The following is a 17,581-nucleotide window of genomic DNA, read 5'->3' on the forward strand; positions in this document are numbered from 1 at the left end:
GCGGGCGGGGACGCGGACCCGCGCCGCCCCGGCCCGTACCGTCCCCTCGTCGGCCGTCGTCCTCCGTCACAGACGACCAGCTTAGTATTATTTACGGCTTTTGCCCGCTCTGAACCTGCGCCGAAATGATTCGCCGCCGCCCCCGCCCGGGTGAGATCCTTGAGTCCGTATGTCCACTTCCGCCACCCCCAGCCTCGCCGACCTCGGCGCCCGCCTGTCCGCTCTCACGCTCCGCGACGAGCAGCGGCTCGGCCGCCGCCTCGACGGCGCCCGCCGCGTCCGCAAGCCGGAGGCGCGGTCCGCCGTGCTCGCGGAGATCGCCGCCGCTCTCGACGCCGCGGAGCTGACCGCCGAGCGCCGCCGCGCCGCGGTGCCCCCCGTGTCGTATCCGCCGGAGCTGCCGGTCAGCCAGAAGAAGGACGACATCCTCGCGGCCATACGCGACCACCAGGTCGTGATCGTCGCGGGCGAGACCGGGTCCGGCAAGACGACCCAGATCCCCAAGATCTGCCTGGAGCTGGGCCGCGGCGTCCGCGGCCTCATCGGCCACACGCAGCCCCGCCGTATCGCCGCGCGCACGGTGGCGGAGCGCGTCGCCGAGGAGCTGCACACCCCCCTCGGCGAGGCCGTCGGGTGGAAGGTCCGCTTCACCGACCAGGTCGGCGGCGACACCCTCGTCAAGCTCATGACGGACGGCATCCTGCTCGCCGAGATCCAGACGGACCGCGAGCTGCGCCAGTACGACACGATCATCATCGACGAGGCGCACGAGCGCAGCCTGAACATCGACTTCCTCCTCGGCTACCTCGCCCGCCTCCTCCCCCGCCGCCCCGACCTCAAGGTCGTCATCACCTCGGCGACCATCGACCCGGAGCGCTTCTCCCGGCACTTCGGCGACGCGCCGATCGTCGAGGTCAGCGGGCGTACGTACCCGGTCGAGGTGCGCTACCGGCCGCTCGCGGAAGAAGGCGACGAGGCGGACACCGACCGGGACCAGATCACCGCCATCTGCGACGCCGTCGACGAGTTGCAGGCGGAGGGCGACGGCTCCGGCGACATCCTCGTCTTCCTCTCCGGCGAGCGCGAGATCCGCGACACCGCGGACGCGCTCGCCAAGCAGAAGCTGCGCAACACCGAGGTCCTCCCCCTCTACGCCCGTCTCTCGCACGCCGAGCAGCACCGCGTCTTCCAGCGCCATGGCGGCAGACGGGTCGTGCTGGCCACGAACGTCGCCGAGACGTCGCTGACCGTCCCCGGCATCCGGTACGTCATCGACACCGGCTTCGCCCGCATCTCGCGCTACAGCCACCGCACCAAGGTCCAGCGCCTGCCCATCGAGCCCGTCTCGCAGGCCAGCGCCAACCAGCGCAAGGGCCGCTGCGGCCGGCTCGCCGACGGCATCTGCATCCGGCTGTACGCGGAGGAGGACTTCCTCGCCCGCCCCGAGTTCACCGACGCCGAGATCCTCCGGACGAACCTGGCGTCCGTCATCCTCCAGATGACCGCCGCCGGCCTCGGCGACATCGAGAAGTTCCCCTTCATCGACCCGCCGGACAGCCGCAACATCAAGGCGGGCGTGCAGCTCCTCGAAGAGCTGCACGCGCTCGACACGGGCCAGAAGGACCCGAAGAAGCGCCTCACCCAGACCGGCCGCAAGCTCGCCCAGCTGCCCGTCGACCCGCGGCTGGCCCGCATGGTGCTGGAGGCCGAGCGCAACGGCTGCGTACGCGAGGTCATGGTCATCGCCTCCGCGCTGTCCATCCAGGACCCGCGCGAGCGCCCCGCCGACAAGCAGCAGCAGGCGGACCAGCACCACGCCCGCTTCCGCGACGAGTCCAGCGACTTCGTGACGTTCCTCAACCTGTGGACGTACGTGCGCGAGCAGCAGAAGGCGCTGTCCTCGTCCGCGTTCCGCCGCATGTGCAAGCGCGAGTTCCTCAACTACCTGCGCATACGCGAGTGGCAGGACATCTACTCCCAACTGCGCACCATCGCCCGCGGCATGGACATCCACCCCGCCGACCAGGACGCGGCGCCCGAGGTGGTCCACCAGTCGCTGCTGGCGGGGCTCCTCAGCCACGTCGGGCTGAAGGACACGGACGCGAAGAACGAGTACCTGGGCGCGCGCAGCGCGAAGTTCGCCGTCTTCCCGGGCTCGGCGCTCTTCAAGAAGCCGCCGCGCTGGATCATGTCGGCCGAGCTGGTGGAGACCTCCCGGCTGTGGGCGCGGGTCAACGCCCGGGTCGAGCCCGAGTGGGTCGAGCCGCTGGCGCAGCACCTGGTCAAGCGCACGTACAGCGAGCCGCACTGGGAGAAGGACCAGGCCGCGGTCATGGCGTACGAGCGCGTCACCCTCTACGGCGTGCCGCTGGTGGCCCGGCGCTCGGTCAACTACGGGCGCATCGACCCCGAGACGTGCCGCGACCTGTTCATCCGGCACGCGCTGGTCGAGGGCGACTGGCGTACGCACCACAAGTTCTTCGCCGCCAACCGCCGCCTCCTCACCGAGGTCGAGGAGCTGGAGCACCGGGCCCGCCGCCGCGACATCCTCGTGGACGACGAGACCCTCTTCGACTTCTACGACCAGCGCGTGCCCGAGGACGTCGTGTCCGGGGCGCACTTCGACTCCTGGTGGAAGAAGAAGCAGCGCGAAGAGCCGGATCTGCTCAACTTCGAGAAGTCGATGCTCATCAACGAGCAGGCGGAGGGCGTCACCAAGGACGACTACCCGGACTCCTGGTGGCAGGGCAAGCTGAAGCTGCGGGTGACGTACCAGTTCGAGCCCGGCACGGACGCGGACGGCGTCACCGTGCACGTACCGCTGCAGATCCTCAACCAGGTGGTCCCGGACGGCTTCGACTGGCAGATCCCGGGGCTGCGCGAGGACGTGGTCACCGAGCTGATCCGCTCGCTGCCCAAGCCGATCCGGCGCAACTACGTGCCGGCGCCGAACTACGCCAAGGCGTTCCTGGAGCGCGCCGTGCCCGTACAGGAGCCGCTGACCACCACGCTGGCGCGCGAGCTGCAGCGGATGGTGGGGGTGCCGGTCGCGGCGGAGGACTTCGACTGGGACAAGGTGCCGGACCATCTGAGGATCACGTTCCGCGTGACCGACGAGCGGCGGCGGCAGCTGGCGGAGTCGAAGGACCTGGAGGAGCTGCGGCTGAGGCTGAAGCCCAAGACGCAGGCGGCGATCACGCGCGCGTTCGACGAGGCGGCAGGCGGCGGGAAGGCCGCGGGGAGGGGCGCCGCAAGCGGCTCCGGGAAGGGCGCCCGCGGTGCCGGCGCGGAGAGCGCCGCCGGCGGGCCCGCGCTGGAGCGCCGCACGGGCCTCACCTCCTGGACCGTCGGCACCCTCCCGCGCACTTTCGAGACCCGCCGCGGCGGCCACACGGTCAAGGCGTACCCGGCGCTGGTGGACGAGGGCGAGACCGTCGCCGTGCGGCTGTACGACACGGAGGTGGAGCAGGCGGCCGCCATGTGGGCCGGCACGCGCCGCCTGATCCTGCTCCAACTCCCCTCCAACCCCGCCAAGTTCGCCAACAGCACGCTGTCCAACCAGGCGAAGCTGGCCCTCTCCCGGACCCCGCACGGCGGCGTACAGGCCCTCTTCGAGGACTGCGTCACCGCCTCCGCCGACCGGCTCATCGCGGCCCGCGGCGGGCCCGCGTGGGACGAGGAGGGCTTCCGCAAGCTCTTCGACTCCGTACGGGCCGACATCGTCGACGCGACGATGCAGACCATCCGGCAGGTGCAGGAGGTGCTGGCGGCCTGGCACGCCTGCGAGGGCCGGCTGCGGACCGTCAAGAGCCCCGTGCTGACCGAGTCCGCGGCGGACGTCCGCGAGCAGTTGGCGTGGCTGGTCAAGCCCGGCTTCGTCACCGAGCACGGCGCGGGCCGGCTGCCGGACCTGCTGCGGTACCTCGTGGCGGCGGACCGCCGGCTCCAGCAGCTCCCCACGCACGCGGAGCGGGACCGGGCGCGGATGGCGAAGGTCAAGGAGATGCAGGACGAGTACGCGTGGCTGCTGGAGCAGCAGCCGCGGGGGCGGCCGGTGCCGCGGGCGGTGCGGGACGTGCGGTGGATGATCGAGGAGCTGCGGGTCAGCTACTTCGCGCACGCGCTGGGCACCGCGTACCCGGTCTCCGACAAGCGGATCGTGAAGGCGGTGGACGCGCTGGTCCCGCCGGGGCGGTGAGCCGCGGCAACCGGTTCGACCGGGGGCCTGAGCTGCTGTAGAGTCGGGCTCGCGCGTTCGCGCCAGCAAGGTCCTGTGGAGCAGTTTGGAGTGCTCGCCACCCTGTCAAGGTGGAGGCCGCGGGTTCAAATCCCGTCAGGACCGCACAGTTCGGGATCGGCCTTGTCCGAGGCCGCGCCCGGTATTTCTGCAGATCCCCTCAGCCTCCGCCGTCACGGCGGAGGCTTTCTGTCTCTCCCGTGACGCATTCACGCTGGTACGCGGTCTAGACCGGCTGCACGTTTCCTTGACGGGCGTCCGGTCACTGGGTACTCAAGGGCTATGACGACGACCGTGCGGCACGAGACGAAGGCCCTTCTGCGCGCCCACCTCTCCGCCGCCTCGTCGTACGGGCACCTCACCCCCCACTGCGCCGTCTGCAGCCGCCTCCTGCGGCTGGCGATGGAGTCCGCGCCGGCCGACGTCGCGGATGCGAACGAGACGACCGAGCCGGAGGCAACGCTCCCGGCGTAGGGCAGGAGTTGACGGGGGGTCAATATCGCAGCGGCCGCGGCGCCGCAAGCCGCCACGAGTGTGACGGGGATCACTCAACCAGTTTCGAAACAGGGGGATTTACGCCCCCCTTAGGTCAGGTCAATTTTGTATATGCCATTGCACCCATGCCCGGACGGGCACCGACACTTCCGGACGTCGCGTACGCGAACGGCCCCCGGCGGTCGCCCTCGGGAGGGCGGCCATCGGGGGCCGTGCGGCAAATCGCGCTGAACCCGGCGGAGTCCAGCGCGATCGACGTTGCTGCGTCGCCTGTGGTTCGAGGGGTGTGAGCCGGGCTAGGGGGTCCCGGCCGACCCCGGCGACGCGGGTGGTCAGGCCTCGCTGCGCTGCTGCGGAATGCCCGCCAGCAGTGCACGGACCTCCGCCTCGCGGTAGCGGCGATGCCCGCCGAGCGTGCGGATCGACGTGAGCTTGCCGGCCTTCGCCCAGCGCGTGACCGTCTTCGGGTCAACGCGGAACATCGTGGCTACCTCGGCGGGGGTCAGCAGCGGCTCGGCGTCAGGGGTGCGAGCGGTCATGAGCGGCCTCCTCGGGAGAACCGAACCTTCTCGGTTCTTTCCTCTAAATTCTGCACCTTGACCCTCGTTGACCGATATGGCCAACGGGGGTCGAGTCGGTAATAGGACGAACGGCTTGTCCTCGGCACTACAACTACACCATCTGTCCAGCGGCGTCGGCCAAACCGATGGAATTGCCCTCTGAGGTGTTCAACCTCGACGGATCCCGCTGGACCGTGCCATAGCGGACAGTCACACCTTCGTGACGATCAGTCACAGCACCACCAGGGGTCACAAGGTCTCCCACGAGAGGATCAATGCTCGGCATTCCACCCTAAGTTGGACGGAACATACCCCATCTGGACTCCTTGCCCTATATCGTCACCCAGGCTACGCGGTGACGGCAAGACCCAGGTACGTGCTTTCCATCACGCTTGACCAAATAGCCTGGTTCGGGACCTTCGTCCGGGACCAAGGTCCCCAGGGGCAGGGACCGAACGGCCCCTTCCGTGCCGGGGCATGGCGGGACACTAGTCCGGATTTGTTCGTCGCACTAGTGAGCGCTTGTCCGGCCCCTTGCCGGCATGGCGCCCGGATGCGCGCCAAGGCCCGCAACCCGGGCCGCGGCCGACCGCCCCGCCCGTACGCGCCGACCGGCGCCCCGTACCGCCTAGCTGGCGAACTGCCGCTCGCGCACCACGCCCCAGCGGTCCGTCAGCCGCTGGTACGCCCGCCCGGCCCGCTCCTCGTCCCCCGCCGCCAGCGCCGCGAGGCCCTCCGCGACCTCCGCCGCGGACCGGTCCTCCGCCAGGTGCTCCTTGGGCAGCACGTGGACGAGCCCGCCGTAGTCCAGCTCCACCAGCGACCGCGGATGGAACTCTTCCAGCCACTTTCCGACGTCCACCAGGCCCTCGACGAGCGGCGCCTGCCCGACCGCGTCGCGCAGCGCCTTCAGCCCGCGCGCCACCCGGCGCCGGGCCTGCACCATGGGCGTGCGGTAGCGCAGCAGGGTGCGCGCGCCCGTCTCGTACTCCCTCTCCTCGTCGGAGAAGAGCACGAACCAGCGCATCGGAACCGTCCACACCGCGGACCTGATCCACGGCCGGGCGTCCGGGTTGTCCACCCGCCAGCGCGCGTGATCGGCGAGCGCCTGTTCCCGTACGACCTCGGGCAGCGCCGCCTCCAGCACCGGCCTGGGCAGCTCCTCGACCAGCTCGTCCAGCGCCAGCCAGCTGCGCAGCCGGGTGCGCCAGGGGCAGACGCACGTCACGCCGTCCACCTCGGTGACGAAGGCGTCGCCGCTCTCGTGCGCCGGGGCCGCCGTCGGCGGGGTGCCGGCCAGCCCGGCCAGCGCCCGGAGCAGCTCGTCCTGGCTGGTGGGGGCGGCCTTGCGGGCGGCGTAGCGGTACCAGTGGGTGCGTTCGGGCTCGGGGAAGGCGGCCAGCGGCTCGTACACGCGCAGATACGTCGCATACGGGATCACCAGTGACGACACCACGGCCAACGCACTCTCCCCTCTCCCACGTACGTATCCGAGTCTCCCGCAGACTATGGTGCTGAGTCCTCCGGGGGGACGCCTCCTGGGGACCCGAGACCCCGCCGGGGGGTCCGGGAGGCGGGCGCCGCTCTACGCTTGAGCCACTACCTGCCCTCCCCACCCCTGGAGGGCAGCAGCCCGCGACCAAACCGGAGTCACCACCGTGACCGACGTTCTCTCCACACTCTTCCGCTCCGACCAGGGCGGACATGAACAGGTTGTCCTCTGCCAGGACCGCGAGACCGGCCTCAAGGCGGTCATCGCCATCCACTCCACCGCCCTGGGCCCGGCCCTCGGCGGCACCCGCTTCCACTCCTACGCCGCTGCGGACGACCCCGAGCAGGCCGCGGTCCTGGACGCGCTGAACCTGTCCCGCGGCATGTCGTACAAGAACGCGATGGCCGGCCTCGACCACGGCGGCGGCAAGGCCGTGATCATCGGGGACCCCGACACGGTGAAGACCGAGGACCTGCTGCTCGCCTACGGCCGCTTCGTCGCCTCGCTCGGCGGGCGCTACGTCACGGCGTGCGACGTCGGCACGTACGTCCAGGACATGGACGTCGTCGCGCGTACGAACCGGTGGACCACCGGCCGCTCCCCCGAGAACGGCGGCTGCGGCGACTCCTCGGTGCTGACGTCGTTCGGCGTCTTCCAGGGCATGCGCGCGGCGGCCGAGCACCTGTGGGGCACGCCGTCGCTGCGCGGGCGGCGGGTCGGCGTCGCCGGGGTCGGCAAGGTCGGGCACATCCTCGTGGACCACCTGGTCGGGGACGGCGCGGAGGTGGTGATCACCGACGTGCGCGAGGAGTCGGTCGCGCGCGTACGGGCCGCGCACCCCGGCGTGGCGGTCGTCGCGGACACGGACGCGCTCATCCGCGAGCCTCTGGACGTGTACGCGCCGTGCGCGCTGGGCGGGGCGCTCAGCGACGACACGGTGCCGGTCCTCGCCGCGAAGGCGGTCTGCGGCGCGGCGAACAACCAGCTCGCGCACCCGGGCGTGGAGAAGGACCTGGCCGACCGCGGCATCCTCTACGCCCCCGACTACGTGGTGAACGCGGGCGGCGTCATCCAGGTCGCCGACGAGCTGCACGGCTTCGACATGGACCGGGCGCGGGCGAAGGCCGCCCGGATCTTCGACACGACGGTGGAGATATTCCACCGGGCGGCGTCCGACGGCGTACCCCCGGCGGTGGCGGCGGACCGGATCGCGGAGCAGCGTATGGCGGAGGCCAGGCGCCGCGGCTGAGCGCCGTACGCCCCCGCGACCGCCCCTCCGCTACCCCTTGGCCATCCCTCCGCTGTCCCTCGCCCGCCCTTGGTCCGCCCCGCGCGCGCCGGGGCGGGCGAGGTCCACGGGAACGTTCACCATGGCAAAGAGGCGACGTCACGTAACGCATGTCACCACCGCGCGGCGGGTCGCTCCTCGTCAGACGATAGAATCGGGTCTTGACCAGCGGGGACGCGGGTCTCATCGGGATCGGCGGCGGGGCCTGTGCTGCCAGCGACGTACCGTCAGGGTGCAGAAACAGGTACCGTTGAACCCCGATGGACGGTCCCTCTTCACCGAGGGTCCGCATCCGATCATGAACGCGTATCAGACTCTGGGGCCATCGAGCCCCGTCGTTTGAGGGGGTCGACCCATGGGGCGCGGCCGGGCCAAGGCCAAGCAGACGAAGGTCGCCCGCCAGCTGAAGTACAGCAGCGGTGGGACTGACCTCTCACGCCTTGCCGAAGAGCTGGGCGCATCGACGGAGAAGCCGCCGTCGAACGGTCAACAGCAACAGCAACAACAGCAGCAAGTCGAGGAAGAGTCGCCCGACGACGACCTGTACGCACGCTACGCGGAGCTGTACGAGGACGAGGACGACGAGGACGGCGAGGATTCGGCCGGCTCGTCGGAGCAGCGTCGCGGGGCCTGACCGGCAGGCAGCAAATCGGAGCTCGGCTCGGGGGCATCCCCGGACGGGCCCTTTTTGCTGCCGATTTTGCTGCCGGGAACCGGTGGCCGGCCGCAGGCGGCCGGCGGCGTACGGGCCCGTAGGCGCACCGGCACGCACCCCCGCCACCGCGGAGGCCGTAGCCGCCGCCTCCGCGCCTCCCGGCGCACATGCGGCCGTACGGGCCGCCGGCAGCGGACTCAGCGGGCGTAGTCGCCCGTAAGCTCGACATCACCCGCCCCCGCCCCGTCCTGACCGCGGACCTCGCCGGCGACCCAAGCGTCGACCCCGCGGTCCGCGAGCAGCGCCAGCGTGACGTCAACCGACGCCTGCGGCACGACGGCGACCATGCCGACACCCATGTTCAGCGTCCGCTCCAGCTCCGCCCGCTCGACCCGGCCCACCTCCCCGACCACGTCGAAGACGGCGCCCGGCGCCCACGTCGTACGGTCGACGACCGCGCGCAGCCCGTCCGGCACGACCCGGGCCAGGTTGCTGGCGAGGCCGCCGCCCGTGACGTGCGAGAAGGCGTGCACCTCGGTGGCCCGCAGCAGCGCGAGGCAGTCCAGCGAGTAGATCTTCGTCGGCTCCAGCAGCTCCTCGCCGAGCGTGCGGCCGAACTCCGGCACCGCCCGGTCCAGCGCCCAGCCGGCGCGGTCCAGCAGGACGTGCCGTACCAGCGAGTACCCGTTGGAGTGAAGGCCCGAGGAGGCCATCGCGACGACCGCGTCCCCCGTACGGATGCGATCGGCGCCCAGCACCGCGTCCGCCTCCACCACGCCCGTGCCGGCGCCGGCCACGTCGTACTCGTCCGGGCCCAGCAGCCCGGGGTGCTCCGCCGTCTCGCCGCCGACCAGCGCGCAGCCGGCCAGCACGCAGCCCTCGGCGATGCCCTTGACGATCGCCGCGACCCGCTCCGGGACCACCTTGCCGACGCAGATGTAGTCCGTCATGAACAGCGGCTCCGCGCCCGTGACGACCAGGTCGTCCACGACCATGGCGACCAGGTCGTGCCCGATCGTGTCGTGCACGTCCATGCGCTGCGCGACCGCGACCTTCGTCCCGACGCCGTCCGTCGCGGAGGCGAGCAGGGGGCGCTCGTAGCGCTTGAGCACGGAGGCGTCGAAGAGGCCGGCGAAGCCGCCGAGCGCGCCGACCGACTCCGGGCGCCGGGTCTTCTTCACCCACTCCTTCATCAGCTCGACGGCGCGGTCACCGGCCTCGATGTCGACGCCCGCCGCCGCGTAGGAGGCGGCGGGGGCGGGGGGCTGGCTGGCACCGGACATGGCGTTGGGGTCCTCCGGGTCGTTCACCTGGGGTCTGGGGTGGGATGGGGCGTAAAGGGGCCTGGGCGTCCGCGCTACGGGCGGCGCAGGGCGTCGGCGGCGTCGCGCCCGCCGACGATCTCTGTCTCCAGCAGATTCTTGCCCAGCAGCTCCGGGTCGGGCAGCTCCATCGGGTACTCGCCGTCGAAGCAGGCGCGGCAGAGGTCGTTCTTGGGGATGCCGGTGGCCTCGATCATGCGGTCGGTGGAGATGTACGCGAGCGAGTCCGCGCCCAGCGACTGGCAGATCTCGTCGACCGACATGCCGTTGGCGATCAGCTCGGCGCGGGTGGCGAAGTCGATGCCGAAGAAGCACGGCCACTTGATCGGCGGCGAGGAGATGCGCACGTGCACCTCGGCGGCGCCGGCCTCGCGGAGCATCCGTACCAGCGCGCGCTGTGTGTTGCCGCGGACGATGGAGTCGTCCACGACCACGAGGCGCTTGCCGCCGATGACCTCCTTGAGAGGGTTCAGCTTCAACCGGATGCCGAGCTGGCGGATGGTCTGGGAGGGCTGGATGAAGGTCCGGCCCACGTAGCTGTTCTTGACCAGCCCGGCCCCGTACGGGATGCCGCTGGCCTCCGCGTACCCGATGGCGGCGGGGGTGCCGGACTCGGGTGTGGGTATCACGAGGTCGGCCTCGGCGGGGGCTTCCGCGGCGAGCTGGCGGCCCATCTCGACGCGGGCGAGGTACACGTTCCGGCCGGCGATCTCGGTGTCGGGCCGGGCCAGGTAGACGTACTCGAAGACACACCCCTTGGGCTTTGCCTCGGCAAAGCGGCTGGCGCGCAGGCCGTTCTCGTCGATCGCGATCAGCTCGCCGGGCTCCACCTCGCGTATGAAGCTGGCGCCGACGATGTCGAGCCCGGCGCTCTCCGACGCCACCACCCAGCCGCGGTCCAGCCGGCCGAGCACGAGCGGGCGGATGCCCTGGGGGTCGCGCGCCGCGTAGAGCGTCTGCTCGTCCATGAAGACGAGGCTGAACGCGCCCTTGGCCCGCGGCAGCACCAGCGGCGCCGCCTCCTCCACGGTCAGCGGCTTGCCGTCGTCGTCCACCTGGCCGGCGAGCAGCGCGGTCACGAGATCGGTGTCGTTGGTCGCCGGCGCCCTGCCGCTGCGCGACGCGCCGTCGGGCGGCAGCGCGGCGACCATCTCGGACAGCTCGGCGGTGTTGACGAGGTTGCCGTTGTGGCCGAGCGCGAGCGACCCGTGGGGGGTGGCCCGGAAGGTGGGCTGCGCGTTCTCCCACACGGACGCACCGGTGGTCGAGTAGCGGGCATGGCCCACGGCGATGTGGCCCTGGAGGGAGCCGAGAGAGGTTTCGTCGAAGACCTGCGAGACCAGGCCCATGTCCTTGAAGACGAGGATCTGAGAACCGTTGCTCACCGCGATGCCCGCGGACTCCTGTCCCCGGTGCTGCAGTGCATACAGTCCGAAGTAGGTGAGCTTGGCGACCTCCTCGCCCGGGGCCCAGACGCCGAAGACGCCGCAGGCGTCCTGGGGGCCCTTCTCTCCGGGAAGCAGGTCGTGGCTGAGTCGTCCGTCACCACGCACAAAGACACTGTAACCCGTCTGGATCCGAACCCGCCGAGCGAGGTGACCACCCCCACGACGGCCCCGACCCCCTCTTCCACGGCCCCAGCGCGGGTATCGGGCGGCTCGGCGGCGCACAGCCGGTACGGAACGTGAGGCTCGTCACTGCCGGGCCGACCGGGTGGAGGCACGATTCCGTGCGCCGGCCGCCCGGGCCGGAACCGCGGGAGGAATAACGCTGTGCACGCTGTCATCGTCTGGTGGGACCTGTCGGCCTCCGGCCAGACCATCGAGTCCTTGCGCCGCTACCTGCGGGAGGAATCCGTCTCCGCGTTCGCGGACGTACCGGGACTGCGCTTCAAGATGTGGCTCTCCGACTCGGAGAACGACAGGTGGGGGGCTGCCCTCCTGTTCGAGTCGAAGGAGGCGGCACAGCAGCCGCTGCCGAGCCGCGCCACCGCACTGATCGGCTACCAGCCGGAGATCGCGCAGTCCTTCGACGTCGAGGCCACCGTCGAAGGCCGCTTCGAGGTGGAACAACTCGCACTCCGGGGTTTGGCCTTCTCGAAGAGCACGGAGGGCGCCGAGTGATCCTGCACGGCCTCCACGGCACGGGACGACTTGCCCGCTCGGAGTGCTCACCCCGGCGGGGCGGGCAACGCTTTCATCCCCTCGTACGCCTCTCGCAAGTCTGCCGCTTCCGGCATCGTTCGCGATTCCGCGGCATTCACGACCTCCAGCGCGCGCCAGTGGTTCGAGGGCACGATCCGCCCGCTGAGTATGGCCAGCCGAGCCGCGTCGCACGCTTCATCGAGCCGGCCGTCGGCGAGGAGCACCAGAGCGAGGTCGATATTGGCCGAGGCCACCCGGCGCGGCCACCTCTGTACGTCGGCTGACGGGCTCAGCCGAGCGATCACCTCGCGTGCGTACGGCTCGGCAGCCCGGTCCCCCAGCCACGCAAGCGTGGTCGCGGTGTAGGCAAGGGCCTTTGCGGGGTCGTACTGGTAGTGGTGTTCCTTCGGCCGATCGGACAACCCCATGGCGGCAGCCATCTGCTGGACACGCTCGACAGCCGCGTAGGTGTCCTGGGTCTCTCCCAGCCGCGCCAGCGCGCGGCCTTCCTGTGCCGTCGCCTGAACCAGCGCCGATGTCCCGGTCGGAGCCAAGGACTGTGCCGCGCGGGAAAGTTCGAGAGCGCGGGCGTAGTCACCGGCTGTCAGTACGCGCCAAGCGTCCGTCTCGTAGCACCACGCCTCTATCTCGCGGTGCTCGGCTTCGCGCGCCAAGGCCGCGGCTGTCCGCATGTGCGCTGTCGCCGCGTCCTGCTGGTCGAGGTCGACGTGCAGTGTCGCACCCAGCAGCGACAGCCAGCCGCCGACGGTGAGGAGCCGACGGTGCTCGGCGAGGGTCGCCCGTTTGTCCAGGAGCTGCGCGACGTACGCAGTGTGCCTCCGGACTCGCTGTAACAAGACCTGCGGAGGCGTTATCGGATAGGCCGTGGCCAGATCATCGAAAGTCCGCTCCAGATGCGTCAGCGTTTCGCCACCCACATCGCTGGCGTTCACGCGCCGCGCCAACTCCCACGCCGCGGTCTCGTCATCCGCGGTCTCCGTGTCGGGGGCAGCCCAGCCGTCTGGGGATGGGCACAAGAGACCGGAGAGCCGATTCGCGGTGACGAACTCCCGCGCCCGGGACACCGACCTGGGCCGCCGCGCGAACCGCCGTTTGCGCGGTGGGCTTTCGCCGAGAGGATTCGACGTCCGGTCCCCAGAGGCGATCCGGCCACGGTGATCGAGGCTTGCGCCCCGTGTTCTGAGGGGTAAGTCGGTCACAGCCTCGTCGGTCTTGCTCTTACGGGCTTGGACGGTCTGCTTCGAATCGTTCGCCACTTTCGTCTCCTTGGCACCGTGACAGAGCGGATTCGCGGCAGCAGCACGACGGAAAGGCAAGCGCGGGTGCAACTGCCGGTAACAAGGCAACCCACTGGCACGACCCGGAACCAGAGCAACAGCACCGCATCTCCGCCTCACAGTTCAAGGTCGCCGGGATGCCGCCCGCTGCCCGTCAGGAGGAGTCGCGGTGATCAATGTTCGGGCGGAGGTGCCGCGGTGGCTTCTCTGAGGGCTTGCCAGGCGTCTGCCAGGGGGCCGATGTGGCTGAGCTTGTCCGGGTTGTTCACCGTGTGGATCGTCTGGAGCCGTCCGTCGCGTACGTCCAGGGTCCACGTGCTGAGGACGTGGCCCTCCCGGTCGCGCAGGATCGCCCCCGGCTGGCCGTTCACCTGCCGTGGCTCCACCACCCCGGCCCCCCTGATGACCAGCGGTACGAACACCGCCAGCACCCCCGCCACGCGTTCCGCACCGGAGATGACGGGCTGGAAGCGGGGGGCCTTGCCGCCGCTGTCGCCGATCATCTGGACGTCGGCGGCCAGCAGCTCGGTCAGCGCGTCCACGTCCCCCTCCCGGAAGGCGTCGAAGAACCGTCCCGCAAGCTCCTCCCGGTCCTTCCGGTCGGCCTCGAACCGGGCCCGGCCCGCGCCCATGTGGCGGCGGGCCCGTACCGCGAGCTGGTGGCACGCCGCCTCCGAGCGGCCCACGGTCGCCGCGATGGCCGGGAAGTCGAAGGCGAACACCTCCCGCAGCACGAAGACCGCGCGTTCGAGCGGGGAGAGCCGCTCCAGGAGGAGCAGGGCCGCCGTGGACAGCGAGTCCGCCAGCTCCGCCGCCCGTGCCGGGTCCTCGTACGGGTCGGTCAGCAGCGGTTCCGGGAGCCACGGCCCGACGTACTCCTCGCGCCGGACCCGGGCCGAGCGCAGCACGTCGATCGAGAGGCGCGTGACCACGGTCGACAGGAACGCCTTCGCCGACGCGGGCCGCGTGGTGGTGGCCTGGTAGCGCATCCAGGACTCCTGGACCGCGTCCTCGGCCTCGCTCACGCTGCCCAGGATCCGGTACGCGATCGAGAACAGCAGCGGCCGCAGCTCCTCGAACTCCTCCGCCTTCCCCATCCCGGCTCCTCCTCTCCCCGTTCCCTCCGGCCATCCTCCGTCACCACGGCACCGGGCCCTCCGCGCTGAAGAACCCGGCGGTCGGGCCGTCCGCGCCGAGCATGGCCAGGTCCACCACGACCGCGGCGCCCTGCGCGACGGTGAGGAAGCCCTCGTGGTTGTTGCTGTCCGTGGCGACGTAGCCGGGAGCGGCGGCGTTGACGAGAACGCCGTCCTTGCGCAGCTCGTTCGCGTACTGCACGGTCAGCGCCAAGAGCGCGCTCTTGGACGGCGAGTACGCCGCGGACGGCAGCAGCGCGGCGAAGGGTCCGTCCGGGTCGCTGGTGAGGGTCAGCGACGCACCGTGCGTGGCGACGTTGACGACGCGGGGCGCCGGCGACCGCCGCAGCAGGGGCAGCATCGCGTTGGTCACCGTGATCACCCCGAACACGTTGGTCTCGAAGACCGCCCGGACCATGTCCACGTCGACGGAGCTGGGGATCTGGTCGTGGGCGTCCGCGGGCGAGACCTGCCCTGAGCCGGTGATGCCGGCGTTGTTGACCAGCACGTCGAGGCGGCCGAAGCCCTCCTCGATCCACTCGGCGGCGGCGCGGACGGTGGCCAGGTCCGTGACGTCCAGCGCGAGCGCGTGCGCGTCGCCGCCGGCCATGCGCAGGGAGAGCGCCGCCTCCTCGCCGCGCCGCAGGTCCCTGGCGCCGACCAGGACCGTCATGCCCAGGGTGGCGAGCTGCTGGGCGACGCCGCGGCCGATCCCCTTGTTCGCGCCGGTGACCAGCGCGACCTTGCGTTCCGTGCTCTCCTCGCCCATGGGCGTCTCCTCGTCCGTCGTGGCGGGTCGAGGTCCTTCGCAGAACCTCTCTTCACCACCTGGGACGAGACAGCCCTGCCGCCACTGACATGCGGCACACGGACGCGTCGGCTACGGGGCCTCCCCGACCAGGGCCGTTTCGCTGCGGAGCGCCCGCAGGGTGTCGAGTTCGCGGTCGATATCGCGCCGCTTGGCCTCCAGGCGCGCGACCTCCTGGGCGAGCAACTGCTCCATCACGCCCGTGCGCTCCTCGGGCGGCGCCTCCAGGCACGGGAGCAGTTCGTTGATGGTGGCGCTGGTCAGTCCGGCGGCGAACAGGTGCTGGATCATGAGGACCCGCTCGACCATGGAGGCGTCGAAGTCGCGCCACCCGCCCGGGGTGCGCTCGGAGCGGATGAGGCCGTTCTCCTCGTAGTACCGCAGGGAGCGCGTGCTGACGCCGGCCGCGGCTCCCAGCTCACCGATGCGCATGAGGCCTCCCTCGCGGCTGTCCGCCGACGTCCGTTCTTGCAGTTGACACCGGTGTGAAGTGTCACGATCCAGGCGTCCGGAGCCGCCTCGCCGATCCGGCTCCACCGCCCGTTCCGTGACTCCAGCATACGAAGGACAACCGACATGCACTGGCTCCATCTCGCCCTCGCCGTCGTCTTCGAGATCGCCGTCGCCCTGTCCGCCGGCAAGGCCCAGGGCTTCACCCGGCCGGCCTGGACGACCGCCACGCTGGTCAGCGGCGGCGTCGCCACCTACCTCCTCAGCCGGGCGCTGCTGACCTTCGACGTCGGCGTCGGCTACGCCCTGTGGACCTCCGTGGCCGGCGTCGGGATCGTCGTCCTCGGCGCCGGCCTCTTCGGCCAGCGCCTGGGGTGGCGCAAGCTGCTCGGCATCGCCGCGGTCATCGCCGGAGTCGTCGGCCTCCAGCTCAGCGGCGCGGCGTGAGCGCCCGGTCCGGCAGCCCCCGTACGACGTATCGGAAAGGAACCCGCATGTCCGTCGACACCGCCACCGCCACCGCCCCCGCTTCCGCCACCACCGCCGAACGCCAGGACGTCGCCGCCCCGAGCGACCGCGCACGCGCCTGGCTCGTCCTCCTCCTCGCCGGCGCCTTCGAGGTCGGCTACGCCCTCGCCGTGGGCGGCAGCGAAGGATTCACCGTGCTCTCGTGGTCACTCGTCGCGGTCGTCTTCTTCCTACTGACGCTCTACGCGCTGAGCGTCGCCCTGCGCACGATAGACGTGGGCATCGGGTACGCCGTGTGGGCGGGGATCGGGGCCGTCGGGGCCGCCCTGCTCAGCCCCGTCGTCTTCGACGAGACCCTCAGCGCCGCCAAGGCACTCTGGCTCGCCGTGATCATCGCGGGCGTCGTCTGGCTCAAGCTCGCCGACCGCCCGGAACGCCCCGATGACTCCGACCGGGCCGCGCACCCCGCCCACCCGTGAGGCCGCGGTGCGGCAGGCAGCAGGCGACAGGCGGCCGGCCGGCGGAATCAGGCCGGCCGGCCGCCGAAGTACCAGTCGTGCACCTCCACCGCCGCGTACGCGCCCGCCGTCAGCACCCCCCGCGCCGCGTCCGCGTCCGGAGCCCGTACCAGCGCCGCCGTGCCCAGCCAGGCCGTCCCGTCGTCCGACAGCAGCGGGCCGTACGCGACCAACTCGTCCCGGCCGGGCGGCAGGTCGAGGTCGGCCCCCGGGCCCTCGCCGAGGCCCAGGACGAGGTAGCGGTTGCCGTCCTCGCGGCCGCCGGGGAAGTCCCACATCGTGCGCCCCAGCAGGTTGCGCCAGCGGCGCAGCAGCACGTCGCGGTACGCGCCCGCCTGGTAGCCGGGCTCGTCGAAGGCGAACGCGCGGGCGGCGGCCGCGTCCGGCAGGTCGAGGATGTGCACGCTGCCGGTGGGGGTTTCGCCGTCGCCGGCCATGGTGGGGCCACGGGCGATCATCTCCGCCGCGTACCCGTCCATGTAGGACCAGTGCTCCTCCAGCAGTTGGTAACGGAGCGCCAGAGAACGGGGCCGGTCGCGGTGGTAACAGAAGAACTCCATTCCGCCAGTCTTACCTGCTGACCCGGTAGCGCAACTGAGGCGCCCCTGCCCCGCGCACCACGCGCACGCGGCAGCACGTCGCTGTCCGTGACCGCACCGTCGCGGGTGTCGGAGTCGCCGGGTAAAGTCGGGCACCGGTTCGCCGGGAGG

General features: G+C 71.2%; 16 protein-coding genes and 1 tRNA gene. 8 read left to right on the forward strand and 9 right to left on the reverse strand.

What is annotated here, in order from left to right; genetic code table 11:
• The first annotated feature begins 169 nt into the window (after nucleotides 1–169).
• The 3 genes from hrpA to LG396_RS34795 all read left to right on the forward strand — a co-directional run bounded on the left by hrpA (nucleotide 170) and on the right by LG396_RS34795 (nucleotide 4,711).
• Entirely contained in the window at nucleotides 170–4,198 is a 4,029-nt protein-coding gene (gene hrpA, locus LG396_RS34785; protein ID WP_225797790.1) for an ATP-dependent RNA helicase HrpA, read from the forward strand.
• 69 nt (nucleotides 4,199–4,267) lie between these two features.
• Nucleotides 4,268–4,342: transfer RNA gene (locus tag LG396_RS34790), tRNA-Asp, on the forward strand.
• 177 nt (nucleotides 4,343–4,519) lie between these two features.
• Entirely contained in the window at nucleotides 4,520–4,711 is a 192-nt protein-coding gene (locus LG396_RS34795) for a DUF6274 family protein (RefSeq protein WP_100300568.1), read from the forward strand.
• A gap of 353 nt (nucleotides 4,712–5,064) precedes the next feature.
• On the opposite strand, the gene bldC is transcribed toward LG396_RS34795, so the two are convergent.
• Both bldC and LG396_RS34805 read right to left on the reverse strand, forming a co-directional pair.
• Nucleotides 5,065–5,271, reverse strand: a complete 207-nt coding sequence (bldC, locus tag LG396_RS34800) for a developmental transcriptional regulator BldC (RefSeq protein ID WP_003949541.1) — start codon at nucleotides 5,269–5,271, stop codon at nucleotides 5,065–5,067.
• Between the two features lie 649 nt (nucleotides 5,272–5,920).
• On the reverse strand, nucleotides 5,921–6,754 hold the full coding sequence (locus LG396_RS34805) for a DUF8083 family protein (protein WP_018839250.1): 834 nt from the start codon (nucleotides 6,752–6,754) through the stop codon (nucleotides 5,921–5,923).
• 196 nt (nucleotides 6,755–6,950) lie between these two features.
• Here LG396_RS34805 and LG396_RS34810 point away from each other — a divergent pair, with 196 nt between their 5' ends.
• Both LG396_RS34810 and LG396_RS34815 read left to right on the forward strand, forming a co-directional pair.
• On the forward strand, nucleotides 6,951–8,033 hold the full coding sequence (locus tag LG396_RS34810; RefSeq protein ID WP_018844526.1) for a Leu/Phe/Val dehydrogenase: 1,083 nt from the start codon (nucleotides 6,951–6,953) through the stop codon (nucleotides 8,031–8,033).
• Nucleotides 8,034–8,427: 394 nt separating this feature from the next.
• On the forward strand, nucleotides 8,428–8,706 hold the full coding sequence (locus LG396_RS34815; RefSeq protein WP_018839252.1) for a DUF3073 domain-containing protein: 279 nt from the start codon (nucleotides 8,428–8,430) through the stop codon (nucleotides 8,704–8,706).
• Between the two features lie 218 nt (nucleotides 8,707–8,924).
• Here LG396_RS34815 and purM read toward each other — a convergent pair whose 3' ends face one another.
• Entirely contained in the window at nucleotides 8,925–10,010 is a 1,086-nt protein-coding gene (gene purM / locus LG396_RS34820; RefSeq protein ID WP_037743747.1) for a phosphoribosylformylglycinamidine cyclo-ligase, read from the reverse strand.
• A 74-nt stretch (nucleotides 10,011–10,084) separates the two neighbouring features.
• A complete protein-coding gene (gene purF / locus LG396_RS34825) occupies nucleotides 10,085–11,602 on the reverse strand; it encodes an amidophosphoribosyltransferase (RefSeq protein ID WP_225797791.1) in 1,518 nt (505 codons plus the stop codon).
• A gap of 219 nt (nucleotides 11,603–11,821) precedes the next feature.
• Here purF and LG396_RS34830 point away from each other — a divergent pair, with 219 nt between their 5' ends.
• Nucleotides 11,822–12,172, forward strand: a complete 351-nt coding sequence (locus LG396_RS34830; RefSeq protein ID WP_225797792.1) for a YdhR family protein — start codon at nucleotides 11,822–11,824, stop codon at nucleotides 12,170–12,172.
• A gap of 47 nt (nucleotides 12,173–12,219) precedes the next feature.
• On the opposite strand, the gene LG396_RS34835 is transcribed toward LG396_RS34830, so the two are convergent.
• The 4 genes from LG396_RS34835 to LG396_RS34850 form a co-directional block, all read right to left on the reverse strand.
• A complete protein-coding gene (locus tag LG396_RS34835; protein ID WP_225797793.1) occupies nucleotides 12,220–13,470 on the reverse strand; it encodes an NsdA family TPR-like regulatory protein in 1,251 nt (416 codons plus the stop codon).
• Between the two features lie 194 nt (nucleotides 13,471–13,664).
• Nucleotides 13,665–14,588 (reverse strand): RNA polymerase sigma-70 factor, encoded by a 924-nt coding sequence (locus tag LG396_RS34840; RefSeq protein ID WP_225797794.1) that lies wholly within the window; start codon nucleotides 14,586–14,588, stop codon nucleotides 13,665–13,667.
• A gap of 40 nt (nucleotides 14,589–14,628) precedes the next feature.
• Nucleotides 14,629–15,396 carry an SDR family oxidoreductase gene (locus LG396_RS34845; protein WP_225797795.1) on the reverse strand — a complete coding sequence of 256 codons (768 nt, stop codon included), beginning with the start codon at nucleotides 15,394–15,396 and terminating at the stop codon, nucleotides 14,629–14,631.
• Nucleotides 15,397–15,507: 111 nt separating this feature from the next.
• A complete protein-coding gene (locus tag LG396_RS34850) occupies nucleotides 15,508–15,867 on the reverse strand; it encodes a MerR family transcriptional regulator (protein WP_018844532.1) in 360 nt (119 codons plus the stop codon).
• A 144-nt stretch (nucleotides 15,868–16,011) separates the two neighbouring features.
• On the opposite strand from LG396_RS34850, the gene LG396_RS34855 reads away from it, so the two are divergent.
• A complete protein-coding gene (locus LG396_RS34855; RefSeq protein ID WP_018854353.1) occupies nucleotides 16,012–16,332 on the forward strand; it encodes a DMT family transporter in 321 nt (106 codons plus the stop codon).
• 47 nt (nucleotides 16,333–16,379) lie between these two features.
• The gene (locus LG396_RS34860) at nucleotides 16,380–16,832 is read left to right on the forward strand and encodes a DMT family transporter (RefSeq protein ID WP_225797796.1); all 453 of its coding nucleotides are present in this window, start codon (nucleotides 16,380–16,382) and stop codon (nucleotides 16,830–16,832) included.
• A gap of 47 nt (nucleotides 16,833–16,879) precedes the next feature.
• Here LG396_RS34860 and LG396_RS34865 read toward each other — a convergent pair whose 3' ends face one another.
• Nucleotides 16,880–17,431 (reverse strand): YciI family protein, encoded by a 552-nt coding sequence (locus tag LG396_RS34865; protein WP_225797797.1) that lies wholly within the window; start codon nucleotides 17,429–17,431, stop codon nucleotides 16,880–16,882.
• Nucleotides 17,432–17,581: the final 150 nt, after the last annotated feature.

The sequence above is a fragment of the Streptomyces aculeolatus genome (genome assembly GCF_020400605.1).
Lineage (GTDB): Bacteria > Actinomycetota > Actinomycetes > Streptomycetales > Streptomycetaceae > Streptomyces > Streptomyces aculeolatus.